Source organism: Polaromonas sp. YR568 (genome assembly GCF_900116715.1).
Taxonomy (GTDB): Bacteria; Pseudomonadota; Gammaproteobacteria; order Burkholderiales; family Burkholderiaceae_C; genus Polaromonas.
The window spans coordinates 251,693-266,586 of the sequence record NZ_FPBM01000004.1 but is presented as its reverse complement, the minus strand read 5'-3'; the positions used below and the strand labels follow the sequence as shown (position 1 = coordinate 266,586).

Annotated in this window: 15 protein-coding genes; 6 read left to right on the top strand and 9 right to left on the bottom strand. The window is 63.7% G+C overall.

Features of this window, described 5'->3' with window-relative positions:
• Positions 1-55: 55 nt before the first annotated feature.
• Entirely contained in the window at positions 56-1,642 is a 1,587-nt protein-coding gene (locus tag BM408_RS11255; RefSeq protein ID WP_092129945.1) for an ABC transporter substrate-binding protein, read from the bottom strand.
• A gap of 83 nt (positions 1,643-1,725) precedes the next feature.
• Positions 1,726-2,463, bottom strand: a complete 738-nt coding sequence (locus tag BM408_RS11250) for an aspartate/glutamate racemase family protein (RefSeq protein WP_092130082.1) — start codon at positions 2,461-2,463, stop codon at positions 1,726-1,728.
• 189 nt (positions 2,464-2,652) lie between these two features.
• On the opposite strand from BM408_RS11250, the gene BM408_RS11245 reads away from it, so the two are divergent.
• The 3 genes from BM408_RS11245 (at position 2,653) to BM408_RS11235 (ending at position 4,940) form a co-directional block, all read left to right on the top strand.
• Positions 2,653-3,393, top strand: a complete 741-nt coding sequence (locus BM408_RS11245) for a GntR family transcriptional regulator (protein ID WP_092129944.1) — start codon at positions 2,653-2,655, stop codon at positions 3,391-3,393.
• Between the two features lie 11 nt (positions 3,394-3,404).
• Positions 3,405-4,586, top strand: coding sequence for a YbfB/YjiJ family MFS transporter (locus BM408_RS11240; RefSeq protein WP_092129943.1), 1,182 nt, complete (start codon positions 3,405-3,407; stop codon positions 4,584-4,586).
• A 66-nt stretch (positions 4,587-4,652) separates the two neighbouring features.
• A complete protein-coding gene (locus tag BM408_RS11235; protein WP_092129942.1) occupies positions 4,653-4,940 on the top strand; it encodes a hypothetical protein in 288 nt (95 codons plus the stop codon).
• A 41-nt stretch (positions 4,941-4,981) separates the two neighbouring features.
• Here BM408_RS11235 and BM408_RS11230 read toward each other — a convergent pair whose 3' ends face one another.
• Positions 4,982-5,854 carry a M14 family zinc carboxypeptidase gene (locus BM408_RS11230; protein WP_254774780.1) on the bottom strand — a complete coding sequence of 291 codons (873 nt, stop codon included), beginning with the start codon at positions 5,852-5,854 and terminating at the stop codon, positions 4,982-4,984.
• 172 nt (positions 5,855-6,026) lie between these two features.
• Between BM408_RS11230 and BM408_RS11225 the strand changes: the two genes are divergently transcribed.
• The 3 genes from BM408_RS11225 to BM408_RS11215 are packed head-to-tail and all read left to right on the top strand — an operon-like array spanning position 6,027 to position 8,630.
• Positions 6,027-6,470: a flavin reductase family protein gene (locus BM408_RS11225; RefSeq protein ID WP_371327003.1), complete on the top strand. Its 444-nt coding sequence runs from the start codon at positions 6,027-6,029 to the stop codon at positions 6,468-6,470.
• 60 nt (positions 6,471-6,530) lie between these two features.
• Positions 6,531-7,427, top strand: coding sequence for a DMT family transporter (locus BM408_RS11220; protein ID WP_092129940.1), 897 nt, complete (start codon positions 6,531-6,533; stop codon positions 7,425-7,427).
• A 9-nt stretch (positions 7,428-7,436) separates the two neighbouring features.
• On the top strand, positions 7,437-8,630 hold the full coding sequence (locus BM408_RS11215) for a pyridoxal-phosphate-dependent aminotransferase family protein (protein WP_254774778.1): 1,194 nt from the start codon (positions 7,437-7,439) through the stop codon (positions 8,628-8,630).
• Positions 8,631-8,633: 3 nt separating this feature from the next.
• Here BM408_RS11215 and BM408_RS11210 read toward each other — a convergent pair whose 3' ends face one another.
• Genes BM408_RS11210 through BM408_RS11185 form a run of 6 tightly spaced genes read right to left on the bottom strand, consistent with a single transcriptional unit; the run spans position 8,634 to position 14,874 of the window.
• Complete coding sequence (locus BM408_RS11210) at positions 8,634-9,443, bottom strand: SDR family NAD(P)-dependent oxidoreductase (protein ID WP_092129939.1); 810 nt, start codon at positions 9,441-9,443, stop codon at positions 8,634-8,636.
• 54 nt (positions 9,444-9,497) lie between these two features.
• On the bottom strand, positions 9,498-10,241 hold the full coding sequence (locus tag BM408_RS11205) for an SDR family NAD(P)-dependent oxidoreductase (RefSeq protein WP_092129938.1): 744 nt from the start codon (positions 10,239-10,241) through the stop codon (positions 9,498-9,500).
• Between the two features lie 37 nt (positions 10,242-10,278).
• Positions 10,279-11,208, bottom strand: a complete 930-nt coding sequence (locus BM408_RS11200) for a branched-chain amino acid ABC transporter permease (RefSeq protein ID WP_175541758.1) — start codon at positions 11,206-11,208, stop codon at positions 10,279-10,281.
• A 30-nt stretch (positions 11,209-11,238) separates the two neighbouring features.
• Positions 11,239-12,549 (bottom strand): ABC transporter substrate-binding protein, encoded by a 1,311-nt coding sequence (locus BM408_RS11195; protein WP_175541757.1) that lies wholly within the window; start codon positions 12,547-12,549, stop codon positions 11,239-11,241.
• A gap of 16 nt (positions 12,550-12,565) precedes the next feature.
• Entirely contained in the window at positions 12,566-13,930 is a 1,365-nt protein-coding gene (locus tag BM408_RS11190) for an ABC transporter substrate-binding protein (RefSeq protein WP_175541756.1), read from the bottom strand.
• Between the two features lie 41 nt (positions 13,931-13,971).
• Positions 13,972-14,874 carry an NAD(P)-dependent oxidoreductase gene (locus tag BM408_RS11185; RefSeq protein WP_092129937.1) on the bottom strand — a complete coding sequence of 301 codons (903 nt, stop codon included), beginning with the start codon at positions 14,872-14,874 and terminating at the stop codon, positions 13,972-13,974.
• Positions 14,875-14,894: the final 20 nt, after the last annotated feature.

Here is a 14,894-nt window from a genome sequence, read left to right as displayed (position 1 = left end):
TGCTCCGGTGGCCGGGCGGCGTGCATCTGTGTTGACATGACGCCGCCCTGCCCCATCACTTGCTGTTGACCTGCACCAGCCACAGGCGCATCTGGTTGTCAGGCGCCTGTGAGAGCGAAATGCCTTTGCGCGCCGCCCAGGTCACGGGCTGCTGGTGCAGCGGAATGTGGGAGACATCGTTGCGCTCGATGGTGACGGCCTCTTCAATCAGTTTGGCGCGCTTGGCCGGGTCGATCTCGCCGGCGATTTGCGGCAGGTAGGCGTCGAACTTCGGATTGGAGTACTTGCCCGCATTGAGTGAGCCTTCCTTGCCGGTGCGCGTGGCGACCACGTCCTTGAGCAGGCCGTAAACGTCGGCCATGGGCAGGCCGGCATGGCCCACCATGTAGAGCGAGACATCGTTCGAGTTGAGGCGCACGCTCCACTTGACGGTGGGTTCGATCATCAGGTTGGTCTTGATGCCGACCTTGGCGAACATGGACGACATGGCCAGGCACAGGGCTTCGTCGTACACATAACGGTCATTGGGGCACTGCATGCCGACGGTGAAGCCGTTGGGGTAGCCGGCCTCCTTGAGCAAGGCCTTGGAGGCTTCCGGGTTAAAGGGCAGCAGGCGCTTGTTGAGGCTGACGGGTGAGCCGTTGAGGTAGGGCGACAGCAGGTTGCCGGCGGGCCAGGAAGCGCCACGCATCACCGAGCGCTTGAGCGCCTCCACATCGATCGCCTGGTAGAGCGCCTGGCGGACACGCAGGTCTTTGAACGGGTTCTTGCCTTTGACATCGCTGTAGAGCAGCTCGTCGCGGCTTTGGTCCATGCCCATGAAGATGGTGCGCAGCTCGGGGCCTTGCACCACGTCCAGCGTAGTGATGGACTTGAGGCGCGGCACGTCTTGCAGCGGCACGCTGATGGAGGCGTCGATGCCGCCGCTGATCAGCGAGGAGGTGCGGGTCGCGTCGGACTTGATGGGCTGGAACAGCACTTCGGTCAGGTTGTGTTTGGGTTTATCCCACCAGCCGGTGTTGGCCGCCAATGTGGTGCGGGTGTCGACCTCGCGCGCCACCAGCTTGAAGGGACCGGTGCCGTTGGCGTTGCGATTGGCGAAGTTTTCTTTTTGGCGGCCCAGGTCGCTGGCTTCGGTGGCGCGGTTCTGCTCGGACCAGCCTTTGTCCATGATGAGCAGTTGCACCATCTCGTTGTTCAGCGTGGGTAGCGGTGAGTGGGTTTCGACGTCCACCGTATAGGCGTCCACCTTGCGCACGTCTTTCAGGTCGCTGAGGTTGCCCTTGACCAGCGAGCCGGGCGTATTGACGCGCTGCCAGGAGAACACCACGTCGTCGGCGTCGAAGGTCTCGCCGTTGTGGAACTTCACGCCCTGGCGCAGGGTGTAGCGCCAGACCGTGGGGCTGACGACCTTCCAGGAGGTGGCCAGCGCGGGCTCGATCTGCAGCTTGTCGTTAAAGCGCACCAGCGATTCGTAGATGTTGCTGACGAAGGCGTTGGTAAAGCTGTTGTTGGTCGAATGCGGGTCCATGGACAGCGCGTCCAGGTTGGAGGACCAGGTGAAGGTCGCGGCGCCCGCGGTCGACATGATGGCGCACGCGGCAAGGCCCATGGCCGTACGTTTGAATAGGGAGAGCTTCATCGCGGAGTCCTTCTATGGGTTGGTGTTGACTGTTGACGTAAAGGAAGTGCTGTTGAAAATGAGAAAGAAAGAGGAACGCAAACTCAGACCGGCGCGAATTGCGCCATCACGCCGGCATAGGGTTTGATGGACGGCAGCGCGTAATCGCCCTGCTTGCTGGTGCGTATCCGCAGGACGGCCAGCGCCTCGGCCAGCTTCACGGCGGCGGTCACGCCGTCGATGACGGGCACGCCCAGCTGTTGGGTCAGTTCGGTGCACAGGTCGGCCATGCCGGCGCAGCCCAGCACGATGGCGCCCACGCCGTCTTCGGCCAGGGCGCGCCGGCATTCGTCGCCGATTTTTTGCCGCAGCAGGTCGCTGGTCTGCGCTTCGAGCTCCAGCACCGCGATGCCGGTGGCACGCACCCGGCGGCAGCGCGACTTCATGCCGTAGTCCTCCAGCAGGCGGTGCGCCGTTGGCACGGTGCGCGCCAGCGTGGTCACCACGCTGAAGGAGGCGGACACCAGGCAGGCCATCTGCATGGCGGCCTCGGCGATGCCTATCACCGGAGCGGAGGCTGTTTCACGTGCGGCGCGCAGGCCCGGGTCGCCGAAGCAGGCGATCACATGGGCATCGACACCTGCCGCCTCGCCGGCCCGGATTTGCGCCAGCAGGCCGGGCAAGGCCATGGCCTCATCGGTCGCGCTTTCAATAGACGCCGGGCCGGTGGCGGACTGCACGGCCAGGATCTGCGTCCCGGCAGCGGCAACCTCGCGCGCGGCCACCGCCATCTTCTCGGTCATGGCAGTTGTGGTGTTCGGATTAATCAGCTGGATTCGCATTTTTTCCCGGATTGTCACAATTTGGTGCTTACCTGTTTCCTGCACCAATAGAGGGATAGCAGGGTATTTCAGGGATTTATCGCCAAATTAATTGCCACATTTAATTTAATGATTGTCACAATAATTGAATAAATGGTGACCGTCAAGAAAATTTTGTGGCACCATCTAGCCTGGTTTGAATGAATTGCCATGGCCCGACCCCGAAAAAACCCACCCGCAACCGCCTCCCAGGACACCCCTTCCGAAGCCTCTCTCAATGAGCTGGCCGAGGAAAACCGCGTGCGCCACGCCATCGTGGAGGCCGTGCTGTCGCACCGCCTGCCGCCGGGCACGCGGCTGGTGGAGACGCGGCTGTGCGAGGCTTTCGGCGTCAACCGCTCGCTGCTGCGCCGGGTGTTTGTGCGCCTGGCGGGCGACAAGGTCATCGAGCTGCAGCACAACAAGGGCGCGATCATTGCGCAGCCCGGCCCCGAGGAAATGCGCCAGGTCTTCGAGGCGCGGCAACTGATTGAGAACGGCATCATTCGCGCGCTGGGCAAAAAGGCCTCGCCGGAATCGCTGGCAGCCGTGCGCAAGCTGGTCGAGCAGGAACACGCGGCCTACAGCGCGGGTGAGTGGTCCAAGTGGGTGCGCCTGTCGGGCGAATACCACCTGCAGGTGGCCCGGCTGCTGGGCAATACCGAGCTGGAAGACATCCTGCGCAGCCTGATCGCGCGCACCACCCTGATGATTGCGCTGTATGACTCGCTGGGCCACAACGTGTGCTCCTTCGACGAGCACAACGACATCCTGACGGCGCTGGAAACCGGCGACAGCGAACGCGCCTGCACGCTGATGAGCGCGCACCTGCACGGCGCCGAGGTCAAGCTGCAGCGCGACACCAGCGCGCCCGAGATCGACCTGGTCGCGCTGTTCACGCGGCCCGCCTGAGTTTTTTTGCCATGCAGGTGGATGCTCCCCGCCGCTGGCAGGGCCTGGGCGCGGCCCTGGGCCTGGCGCTCTCGCCGCTGGTAGCGCTCGGCTTTTCACGCTTTGCCTACGCCTTGCTGCTGCCCTCCATGCGGGCCGAGTTCGGCTGGAGCTTTGCCGAAGCCGGCGCACTCAATACCAGCAATGCCATCGGTTACCTGGCGGGTGCGCTGCTGGCCGCCTGGCTGGGCGCGCGCTTCGGCCGGCTCAAGGTCTTCACGGTGGCTATGGTGGCGAGCGCGCTGGCGCTGATGGCCACGGCATGGCCTTCCAGTTTTGCGCTTTTGCTGGGCGTGCGCGCCGCCGGCGGCCTGGCCACGGCCGTGGCGTTTGTGCTGGGCAGCGCGTTGGCGGCCAGCGCCATGCCGGGGCGGGCGGCGACTGCGTTGTCGATTTACTTTGCGGGCTCGGGTCTGGGTGTTGTCCTGGCCGGGACCCTGATTCCGCTGGCCCATGCCGGCGGCGCCGGGCCCAGCTGGCGCCTGGCCTGGCTGCTGATGGGCGTGGGCTCTCTTGCGGCTTCGGCGCTGGCGTGGCTGGCTGCGCGCCGGTGCATTCGGCCGGCACCCGACCGGCCAGCAGAAACCGCCACGCCGGTGAGCCGGACCATAGGCCCCAGCCTGCTGGCCAACCTGTTTTACGGCGCGGGCTATGTCGGCTACATGACCTTCATGATCGCGCTGCTGCAGCGCCTGGGCTTTGGCGCCGGGCTGACCATGACCTTTTTTGCACTGATTGGCGGCGCCTCGCTGCTGGCCAGCCCGCTGTGGGGGCGGCTGCTGGGCCGGCTGAAAACGGGGCACGGCTTTGCGCTGGTCTGCGTCATCGTGGCGGCGGGCACAGTGCCCGCGCTGGTCTGGCCCGAGCCCTGGGCCGTTATCGTCTCGGCGCTGATTTTTGGCGCCAGCTTTATGGCCGGGCCGGCCGCCGTGAGCGTCGTGGCCCAGCGCCTCCTGTCCACTGCATCGCTCACCTGGGGCCTGGCCCTGCTGACGGCCAGCTTCTCGCTGGGCCAATCGATTGGGCCGCTGCTGGCCGGCTGGATCACCGACCGCACTGGCTCGCTCAATGCCGGGCTCTGGCTGGGCCCCGCGCTGCTGCTCATGGGTGCTGCCGCTTCGTGGCGGCAGGCACCCGCGCCGCAAGGCAAGTGAATTTCCTACAGGCCCTGGCTTGAGGGGCTGACAGGGGCGGCGCGGTAGCGAGCGCAGAGTGTGCGCATGACCCGAAAAAACACGCCCCCGAACAGCACCACCCAGGCCGCATCCAGCAAAGGCATGCCGGCGAAGGAACCGCGCGAACAACGCTCACGCCCGGAGCAGCCGGAGAGCCCGAAAGACAGCGCTGTCGAAGCCAGCCTGCAATTGCCGCACGACCGCGACCAGTCGGTGGACATGACCAACGACAAGCCCAATCCGGTCGTCAAACAAGCCGGGCGCGATGTGCAGCGCGGCGTGAAAGACACGAGCAAGAGCGTGGAAATGGATCGCGCCTACAAGAAGCTCTAGGCTGCCCAGGTCGCTTAAAGCTTCGGCAGCCCTGCGGAAACTCAGGGCGCGCGATGGGATGTGGGCGCCGGCATGCCTGGCGCGACGCCGTTTTGCACGGCAACTTTTTCATGCACCCAGCGCAGCAAGTCCAGCCACATCTGCCGCATCTCGGCATCCAGCGGCGTGCGGGTGGAGTTGGGCAACTCGATGGTCACGACCGGCACGCCTTTGTGGATGCCGCCGTAGTTGCCCAATGAGCCGGGGAAGATGCCGACCTGGTCAAGATAGAGGCGCCCCAGCCTGGAGGGCGGAACGGACGGGCCGTCAAAGTCGAGAACCCCATAAGGCGCATGGATGCTGACGATGAGCTGGGGCTTGAAGCTTTGCATCTGCTCGTGCAGAAAACGCGATTCGGGTTCTGACAGCGGCTTAGGGCCGGGCCAGCGGCGCGGGTCTTTGCCGGTGCGTTTTTCCCAGTAGACCTTGGCGTCGCGCTCCCAGTTGGGTGTGGGGAAGTTGCGGTTCAAGTCCACGCCGTGCGCATTGACGCGACGCGGCGGCTTGGACAGCACGCCGTCGGGATTGAGCACCGGCACAAAGCGCCAGTGAATCACCTGGGGCGCATCCACCGGGGGCTGGGCCGCCATCTGGATCCAGTGCAGCGCCACCGCGCCGGAGGACAACTCGTCGCCGTGGATAGCCCCCACCACCAGCACGCGCAAGGTCGCGTTATCCGGCTTGACGTCGCGCACCCACAGCGCCTGCCCGTTCACCGATCGCGGCCCCGCCGGCTGCAGCTGGGCCGCCTCGCACAAGTCCCGCTTCACATTCGGCAGCTTTGCGGCATATTCGGCGCAAGGCGAATTGGCATGAGCGTGGGTAGCTACTAAATAGATAGCAATCGACCAGAAGGCTGAACGGGTAAACGGCATGCCCGCGAGTTTAACCGTCGCGGCAAGGCGGTTTGCAGCCGGTAGCCCAGACCCTGCCGCGCATGGGCCTGGGCCGCTTCAGTTAAATTACCCTTCTATGCCGACTCCTGCCACCCCTCGCCAAGCGAGCCGTCCCAGCTTTTCCCAGCGGGAGTTCAGGGCCTCGCTGGCAATGTTCGCCACCGGGGTCACCATCGTCACCGCACGCACGCCCGCAGGCGTGCTGGTCGGGCTGACCGCCAACTCCTTCAACTCAGTCTCGTTGCAACCGCCCCTGGTGCTCTGGAGCCTGGCGCAGGCCGCGGGCTCCATGCCCGCGCTCAGCACCGGCTCACATTACGCAATCAACATCCTCGCGGCCGACCAGAAAGAACTGGCGGAACGTTTTGCCAGCGGGCGCGCAGACCGCTGGCAAGGCGTGGCCTATACCGACGGCGCCAGCGGCGCACCGCTGCTGGACGGCGCGGCCGCCAGCTTTGAATGCTTTAACCGCAGCCGCTATGAAGAAGGCGACCATGTGATTTTTGTCGGCGAGGTAGAGCGTTGCACCCACCGCGCCGGCGCCGCGCCACTGCTGTTTCACGGCGGCAAGTTTTATACCGAGCATCCGCTGTAAAAGCGATGCCGCACGCCGGCGCCGCAGCTTTCACGCCCCGAGTTTCCAGGCCCTTCACCGATGACACGCAAGACCCATCTCGACACCCTCGCCATGACCCTGCTGCTGGGATGCTGCCTGTTCTGGGGCCTGCAGCAGGTGCTGATCAAAGCCACCATCAGTGAGATACCGCCCATGTTCCAGGCATCGCTGCGGCTGGTGGGCGCCACGGCCTTGCTGTGGCTGTGGTGCCTGTGGCGAAAAATTCCGCTATTCCGCGGTGACGGCTCGCTCAAAGCCGGCTTGCTGGCAGGCGCCCTGTTCGGTGCGGAGTTTGCCTGTATCTACGTGGGCCTGCAGTACACCAGCGCCTCGCGCCTCACGGTGTTTTTGTACACCTCGCCCTTCTGGGTGGCGCTGCTGGTGCCGCTGTGGGTGAAGTCCGAGCGGCTGCGCGGCCTGCAGTGGGTGGGCCTGTTTTGCGCTTTCGCCGCCGTGGTGTTTGCGCTGCGTGAAGGCTTCACCGGCGACCATGCGTCGACGGCGCGCGGCGACCTGCTGGCGCTGGCCGCCGGCATGTTGTGGGGCCTGACCACGGTGGTGATTCGCGCGACCAAACTGGTCAACATCTCGCCCGAGAAGCTGCTCTTCTACCAGCTGGCGGTCAGCGCCGCAGTGTTCCCGTTCTTGTCGCTGTACCTGGGCGAGCAGTGGTCGTGGCATTTCAGCCCCTTTGCCGTTACCTCCTTGCTGCTGCAAACCGTGATCGGCGCGTTTGCAAGCTACCTGCTCTGGATGTGGATGCTGGGCCGTTACCCCGCCACCAAGATTTCGGTGTTTGTGTTTTTCACCCCTTTGTTTGCCTTGCTCTTCGGCGCGCTGTGGCTCAAGGAAAGCGTCACCACCGGCCTGCTGGTGGCGCTGGCCACGGTGGCGGCGGGCATTGTGCTGGTCAACCGCAAGCCCGCAGGCGCATAATTTTTCGGCATGACGCCTCATAAACGCATCCCCGGCCATCGCTTCCTCCATTCACCCGGGCCCACGCGAGTGCCGGATGAGGTCATGGACGCGATGCGGCGCCAGCCCATGGACCTGGCGGATCCGCGGCTCGATGTAGTGATCCAGGCCTGCGAAAACGGCCTCAAGGCGCTGCTGCAAACAAGAGATGCCGACGTCTTTATGTATGCCTGCAACGGCCACGGCGCATGGGAGGCGGTGATCGCCAATCTGCTGGCGCCCGGCCAGCAAGTGCTGATCGCGGGCACAGGGCACTTCTCCGAATCCTGGGCCATACAGACCGAGGCCATGGGTGCGAACGTCATCCGCACGCCCTGGCGCGAGGGCTACCCGATTGACGTAGCGGCCATTGAAGCCGCACTGCGCGCCGACACGGCGCATGCCATCGTGGCCGTATTTGTGGTGCACACCGATACCGCCAGCGGCATGACCAGCGACCCTGCCCGAATTCGGCAGGTGCTGGACGCCGCTGCGCACCCCGCACTGCTGGTGGTGGATGTGGTCGCATCGCTGGGTGCAGCGCCCTTTGCGATGGACGCGGTGGGCGCCAACGTGGTGCTGGGCGCATCGCAAAAAGGCCTGATGGTGCCGCCGGGCCTGGCCTTTGTGGCTGCCGACGCCGCCGCGATGAAAGTCGCCGCCGCCAACCCCACGCCCCGGTTCTACTGGGACTGGGCACGGCGGCAAAGCCCGCTTTGTTACCGGAAATTTTGCGGCACGCCGCCGCAAAGCTTGCTCTTTGGCCTGGAGGCCGCACTGGGGCTGATCTTTCATGAAGGCGTCGAAGAAGTCATCGCCCGCCACCAGCTGATTGCCGGCGCGGTGCATGCCGCTGTCGATGCCTGGAGCGAGGGCGGTGCGCTGTGGCTGTTTGTGCGCGAACCGGCGGCGCGCTCGGTCTCGGTCACTACGGTGTCCGTTGCTGCCGGCATTGACCCCGAAGCCCTGCGCACAATTGCGCGTGAACAATTTCAGGTGGCGATTGCGGGCGGCCTTGGGCCCTTGGCGGGCCGCACATTCCGCATCGGCCACCTGGGCGACATGAACCCGGCCATGATCCTCGGTTGCCTGGCGGGTGTGGAAGCGGCGATGCGGGTGCAGGGCACTCCCATCGGCAGCGGCGGCATGCAGCATGCCGTTGCGGCGCTGGCCGGAAAGCGCTGAAGCCTATTGGGAGGCAGTGATGCCGCCGTCCAGGTAAAGCACCTGTCCGGTGACGAAGCGCGACGCGGGCGCTGCAAAAAACACCGCCGCACCGGCCACGTCCTGCGGGTCGGCCACCCGGCCCAAGGGAATGCGCTCCAGCACCTGCTTGCGCGTCTCGGGGTTCTCCAGCCAGTGGCGCGCCATCTCGGTTTGCACCACGGTGGGCGCAATGCCGTTGACGGTAATGCCGTGCGGCGCGAGTTCACTCGCATGCTGGCGGATCAGCATGACCAGACCGCCCTTGCTGCTGCTGTAAGCCGAATAACCGCGGCCGCGCAAACCCAGCTGAGCGCGCACCGACAGCAGATGCACCTGTGCGCCGCCCTTGCCGCCTTCAATCTGTTTTTTGGCGACGGCTTGCGCCAGAAACATCGCCGCCTTGAGGTTGACCTGCAGCACTTCGTCAAAGGCTTCCTCGGTCACCTCCAGCAAGGCCTGCTCGCGTTGCATGCCGACGCAGTTCATCAGGATATCGAGGCCGCCCCACTGCTGCGCTACCGCGTCGACGGAAGCCTGCATCTGCGGCACCGAGTGCGCATCCATGGCCAGACCCATGGCCTCGTGCCCCGCTGCGCGCAGCGCCGCGGCCACGGCGTCAGCCTTGTCTTTGTCGCGGCCCGACACCGCCACCCGCGCGCCCGCCATCGCCAGGCCCCAGGCAATGGCTTCGCCAATGCCGCCGTAGCCGCCTGGCACATACGCGGTTTTTCCTCGCAGGTCGAACAAACCTGAAAGCGCACTGCTGAAATCAATCTGGGGTGTGATGCTCATGGATGGTGAAATTGTGGGCGCAAAGCGGATAGACAGAGAAAGGGCTTTCCCTGCCTAGTCCATCAGCAAGCCACCATTCAAGTCAATGATTTCGCCGGTGATAAAGCCCGATAGCGGCGAAGCGAGGAAGCGCACCACGTGGGCAAACTCCTCGGGTTCACAAAAGCGGCCGACGGGGATATCTTTCAGCAACTTCTGTCGCTGCTCTTCAGTCAGCTGTTCGGTGATCATGGGTGTCTTCACATAGGCCGGCGCGACGGCGTTGGCCGTGACGCCAAAAGACGCGAGCTCTCGTGCCAGCGAAAAAGTCAATGCACTCATAGCGCCCTTGGACACCGAATACGCCGTGCCCGCCGTCAACCCGCCGGTCTTGGCGGCCAAAGAGCTGGTGTTGATGATGCGGCCGAAGCGCCTCGCCTTCATCGCCGGCACCACCTGCTGCGCAAGATAAAACGCGCCGTCGAGATTGGCCCCCATCACACGCCGCCATTCATTGGCCTCGGTAGCTTCAATTTTGTTGTTTGACAAAATCCCGGCGTTGTTGACAAGGATGTCGACCGGCCCGAAGGCCTTGACGATGAGCGCATGGCCTTCGCCGACGGCAACAGGATCGCTGATGTCAAACGAGAACGGCAAGGCGTGCTGACCCAGTTCATGCGCGAGCGCGCGGTTGCGCTCATGGCTCACATCCACCATCGCGACCTTGCAGCCGTCTTCCAGCAAGGCCTTGACGACGGCCAGGCCCATGGTGCCTGCCGCGCCCGTGACCAGCGCGACTTTGTTTTCAAGCGGTTTCATTCAAATAACTTTCTGCGGTAATCAATGACGGAGGGGCTCAAGCGTCGAGAACGCTCTTCTTGCCGAACAGACCTCGTGAACGGAAAGTCACCACAGCGATGAACAACAAATACATCGACATCAGCGACCACTCGGACGCATAGGAGCCCGTCAAGCCCACCACCATGCCAACCATCAGCCCGGCAATCACCGCGCCCCAGAGCGAACCGACACCGCCCAGCACGATGATCAGGAACGCCGGCACCACCGCATCCACCCCCACATGCGGGCGTATGCCCCAGATAGGCGCCATGACCACGCCCGCAATCGCCGCCAGCGCCACACCCAGGCCAAACACAAAGAGCCGCAGGCGCGAGAGGTTGATGCCCAGGGCGCGCACCATTTCGCTGTCGTGCGCGCCGGCCTTGATGATGGCGCCGTAGGGCGTCTTCTGCAAAAACACCCAGAGCAGCACGATCATGAGGACGGCGAATCCGCTGGCGAAGAAGCGGTACTTCGAATAGACCAGGTCGCCCATCAGGAAGGCGCCAGAGATCACCTCGGGCAGCATCAGCTGCTTTTCCGACGAGCCCCACACCAGGCGAATCGTTTCCTCAATCACCAGCGCCGCGCCAAAGGTCAGCAACAGGCCGTAGAGCGGGTCGCGGCCATAGGTGCGCCGCATGCACAGCTCCAGCAGCATGCCGAAAATACCGACCAGGATGGGCGCCAGAATGAGCGCCACCAGGTAACGCGTTCCGAGCGGCAAGCTCATGTACCAGGCCTGCAGGTCCGGAAACATGCCCAGTTTGGGCGCGATCAAAAACAGCGCAAAGTACATGCCCAGCGCAAACAGCGAGCCGTGCGCCAGGTTGATGGTTTCCATCACCCCCACGATGAGCATGAAGCCCAGCGCAATGAGCGCGAACAGCAGGCCCAGCGAGATGCCGTTAACAAGGTGCGGAATAAGCTGAAACAGAAAATCCATGTCGATCTTTAAAGGTTGGAAACTAAACGCTCAGGGCTCGTAACTGGGTGTGGCCGCATACGACTCCAGCTTGCATTGCTGGATGCTGTCCTTGTCTTCCACCTCATCGGGCCTGAGACGCCCGAGGATGCGGAAGATGTCGTCCGGCTGCTTGGGATAGGAGTTGTAGGACGCCATGTAGATGTTCTGCTGCAGCTGGTGCGTCAGCGGGTTCATGTAGGCGTCTTCATGCTGCATGCGCTGGATCGCCGGAACCCGCAGGTTCTCCAGTTCGCGGATGATCTTCAGGTTGTTGGTGGACCCAGCCCGTTCAATCGCGCGGAAGAGTTCATGCGTGGCCATATAGCCGTTGTAAAACACATTGCCCGGCACCTTGATGCGGTAGCCCTCATTGGCCTTCTGGTAACGCGCGACAAACTCTTTCACGCCCGGCAGGCCCAGGCCCCAATACCAGGTGGTGCCGAAGATGCCGAACATGGCTTCGCGCCCCAGCCCGTACACATCGGGCCAGTCGGCCTGGTTGTTGATCCAGCCGAAGCTGCGGTCCAGGCCGGCGCTGCGCACCTGGTCGCGCAAATACTTGAGGTCTTCACCGCCCACGGCTGTGGCGATCACGCCCGGCTTGAGTTTCTGGATCTTCTGCAGCTGCGCCGAGAAGTCGCGCGTGTTTTGCGGCACCAGCAGCTCTTCCACAATCTTGCCGCCGTTGCTTTCGACAATATTGCGTATGCCCTTGGCCGTGTTGTGGCCCCAGAGGTAGTCGCTGGTCAGCAGCAGCCAGTTGCGGCCAAAGCCCGTCATTGCGCCTTTGACAACCGAGGTCGAGAAGTTGGTGCCGTTGCCGTCCCAGACAAACTTGGTGCGGTGGCAGTCCTTGCCGGCTTCAGTCGGGCTGCTGGAGTTGGTGTTGAAGTAAATGCAACCCGATTTCTGCGCCACCTGCGAGATCGCATTGGCGGCGCCGGAATGCACGCCACCCAGCATGAAGGCCACCTCACCTTCGGCCATCATGCGCTGGGCCACCGCCGCCGCCTTTGCCGCATCACCGCCGGTGTCGGCGTGCACGGTTTCAAGACGCCTGCCCAGCACACCGCCGCGTTCATTGACCTCCTGAATCGCCATGGCAATGCCGCGCTGCTCATCCTGTCCGCTGGCCGCGTACTGGCCGGTGTCGTCGGTGGTCAGGCCAATCAGCAAGGGTTTCTTGCTTTTGGCTTGCGCCCAGGCGTGGTGCAGCGTCCAGGGGCCAAAAAAGCCCATGGCGGCGGCGCCCGCCCCGCGTATCAGTTGCCGCCGCCCGCGGCTGGGCCGCAAGCCGGCGGCTTTGCAATCGGAGTCCATGATGGCGATGCCTGGTTCAGACTTCGTAGCTGGGCGTCGCTTCGTAGCTCTCGAGCTTGCAGGCGCCCGTCGCGTCCTTGTCCATCACGTCCTTGGGCTCGGCCTGCGTGAGGATCTTGAAGATGTCGTCCTTCTCGGCGGGCTGGTCGTTGTAGGTCGCCATGTAAATCGTCTGCTGGCACTGGTGGGTGACGGGGTCCATCCACGCGTCGTAGTGCTGCAGGCGGTCGGCGGCGCTCATCTTGCGGCCTTCAAGTTTCTTGATGACGGCAATGTTGTTGGTGGTGCCGGCCTCTTCCACGCAGCGCAGCAGCTCGCGCGTGGCCATATAGCTGTTGTGATATACATTGCCCGGCACACGGATCGCCATGCCCGGGAATTGCTTCTGGTAAGCCGCCACAAACTCTTTCACGCCGGGCAGGCCCAGGCGCCAGTACCAGGTGGTGCCGAAGACGCCGAAGATGGCCTCCGGGCCCAGACCGTAGACATCAGGCCAGTCCTGCTGGTTGTTGATCCAGGCCATGGACTGGTTCATCTTGAGCTGCACGACCTGCTGGCGCAGCGCCTTGATGTCGTCGCCGCCCACTGCCGTGGCCACCACATTGGGCTTGAGCTGCTGCAGCTTGAGCAGGTAGGACGAGAAGTCGCGGGTGTTTTGCGGCACCAGCAGCTCTTCCACAATCTTGCCGCCGTTGGCCTCCACGATGGCGCGTGTCGCCTTGGAGGTGGTGTGGCCCCACACATAGTCGTTGGTCAGCAGCACCCAGTTACGGCCGCTCGCCTTGATGGCGTTCTTGACGATGGCGTTGGAGAAATTGGTGCCGTTGCCGTCCCAGACGAACTTGGTGCGGTGGCAGTCCTTGCCGGCTTCGGTCGGGCTGCTGGAGTTGGTGTTGAAGAAGATGGTGCCGTACTTCTGTGCGACCTGCGAGATGGCGTTGGACACACCCGAGTGCACCGCACCGATCAGGAAGGAAGCTTCATTGCGCGTGATCATGCGCTCGGCCACACGCGAGCCGGTGGCCGGCGTGGTTTCGGTGTCGATGTGAATGGCCTCGATGCGCCGGCCCAGCACACCGCCTTTGTCGTTGAACTCCTTGATCGCCATCATGGCGCCCAGGCGCTCTTCGGCGCCCGAAGCCGCGTACAAACCCGATGCGTCCATGGTCAGGCCGATGGTCAGCGGTTTCTTCTGGCCGGTCTGCGCCCACGCGTGGTTGTGCTTCCAGGGGCCCATGAAGGGCGCCGCGCCATAGAGGCCCGCGCCCACCAGCGCCAGGCTGGAGTGCTTGAGCAGCGCGCGGCGCGAAGTGGCCGTGGTGTCGGGCTTGTCGTCGGCCGGGGATTGGGGGGCCGTGTCGTTTTTGTTGATGTCGCTCATGGTTTTGTCTCCTGCTTGTTAATAGTTCGAACGGGGTTGGTTTAACGGGGAACGATCTTGACGTCGTTGAGTTTTTCCTGTGCTTCGAAAAGGGAGGCGATCAGCTTGTCGCCGAAGCCGGCGTTGCTGGCCTGGATCAGGCTCTGGTGCGTGGCTTCACCCATAAAGCTGGTAACGGGCAGCATCTCGGCCAGGTGCGTGTAGTAGCGCAAATCTTTCTGCGCATTGGCGATGCCGAACTTGAACCCGGTCACATCGCCTTCCTTGAGCGTCTTGGTCGCCATCATCTGGAAAATGCCGCAGTTCACGCCACCGGCCGAGATCACGTCATACAGGCGGTTGAGGTCCAGACCGCTTTTGGCTGCGACCGCAAAGGCTTCGGCAATCGAGGCCGCAAAGCTCATGGCCATCATGTTGTTGACCAGCTTGAGCACATGGCCGTGGCCGGGCGGGCCGACGTGAAAGATGTTTTCGCAAAAGGCCTTGAGCACTGGCTCCAAAGTCTTGAAGTCCGCTGGCTCCGCGCCCACCATGGTGTTGAGCCGGCCCTCCTCGGCCTCCTTCGGCGTGCGGGCCAGCGGCGCGTCGACCAGCTTGATGCCTTTGGCCGCGAGGTCGTTGCGAATGCGGGTGCTGGAGGCAGGCTCGGCCGTCGAGGTGTCGACCACGATCAGGCCGGTGCGGCCGCTGTCCAGCAGACCGTCTTTGCCGTAGACGATGTCTTCAACCTGGGGCGAGCCCGTCACGCAGATAAACACGATGTCGCTGGCCTGCGCGCATTCGGCGTTGGTCTTGGCCTCCTTCGCGCCGGCGGCGATCAGGTCGGCCAGGTTGTCCCTGTTGCGGTTGACCTTGAAGGTCAGGCCAAAGCCCTTGGCCAGCAGGTTTTTGGCCATGCCGTGGCCCATCATGCCGATGCCGATAAATCCAATTCGGGGTGTCATGTTGTCTCCGTCTTCTTTCT

Bases quoted from the DNA above. Each gene is read 5' to 3' on its own strand.
- BM408_RS11250 (WP_092130082.1), bottom strand. From the start codon at position 2,463: ATGCGAATCCAGCTGATTAATCCGAACACCACAACTGCCATGACCGAG.
- BM408_RS11195 (WP_175541757.1), bottom strand. From the start codon at position 12,549: ATGGACTCCGATTGCAAAGCCGCCGGCTTGCGGCCCAGCCGCGGGCGG.
- BM408_RS11220 (WP_092129940.1), top strand. From the start codon at position 6,531: ATGACACGCAAGACCCATCTCGACACCCTCGCCATGACCCTGCTGCTG.
- BM408_RS11215 (WP_254774778.1), top strand. From the start codon at position 7,437: ATGACGCCTCATAAACGCATCCCCGGCCATCGCTTCCTCCATTCACCC.
- BM408_RS11255 (WP_092129945.1), bottom strand. From the start codon at position 1,642: ATGAAGCTCTCCCTATTCAAACGTACGGCCATGGGCCTTGCCGCGTGC.
- BM408_RS11185 (WP_092129937.1), bottom strand. From the start codon at position 14,874: ATGACACCCCGAATTGGATTTATCGGCATCGGCATGATGGGCCACGGC.
- BM408_RS11210 (WP_092129939.1), bottom strand. From the start codon at position 9,443: ATGAGCATCACACCCCAGATTGATTTCAGCAGTGCGCTTTCAGGTTTG.
- BM408_RS11190 (WP_175541756.1), bottom strand. From the start codon at position 13,930: ATGAGCGACATCAACAAAAACGACACGGCCCCCCAATCCCCGGCCGAC.
- BM408_RS11230 (WP_254774780.1), bottom strand. From the start codon at position 5,854: ATGCCGTTTACCCGTTCAGCCTTCTGGTCGATTGCTATCTATTTAGTA.
- BM408_RS11225 (WP_371327003.1), top strand. From the start codon at position 6,027: ATGTTCGCCACCGGGGTCACCATCGTCACCGCACGCACGCCCGCAGGC.
- BM408_RS11200 (WP_175541758.1), bottom strand. From the start codon at position 11,208: ATGGATTTTCTGTTTCAGCTTATTCCGCACCTTGTTAACGGCATCTCG.
- BM408_RS11240 (WP_092129943.1), top strand. From the start codon at position 3,405: ATGCAGGTGGATGCTCCCCGCCGCTGGCAGGGCCTGGGCGCGGCCCTG.
- BM408_RS11235 (WP_092129942.1), top strand. From the start codon at position 4,653: ATGACCCGAAAAAACACGCCCCCGAACAGCACCACCCAGGCCGCATCC.
- BM408_RS11205 (WP_092129938.1), bottom strand. From the start codon at position 10,241: ATGAAACCGCTTGAAAACAAAGTCGCGCTGGTCACGGGCGCGGCAGGC.
- BM408_RS11245 (WP_092129944.1), top strand. From the start codon at position 2,653: ATGGCCCGACCCCGAAAAAACCCACCCGCAACCGCCTCCCAGGACACC.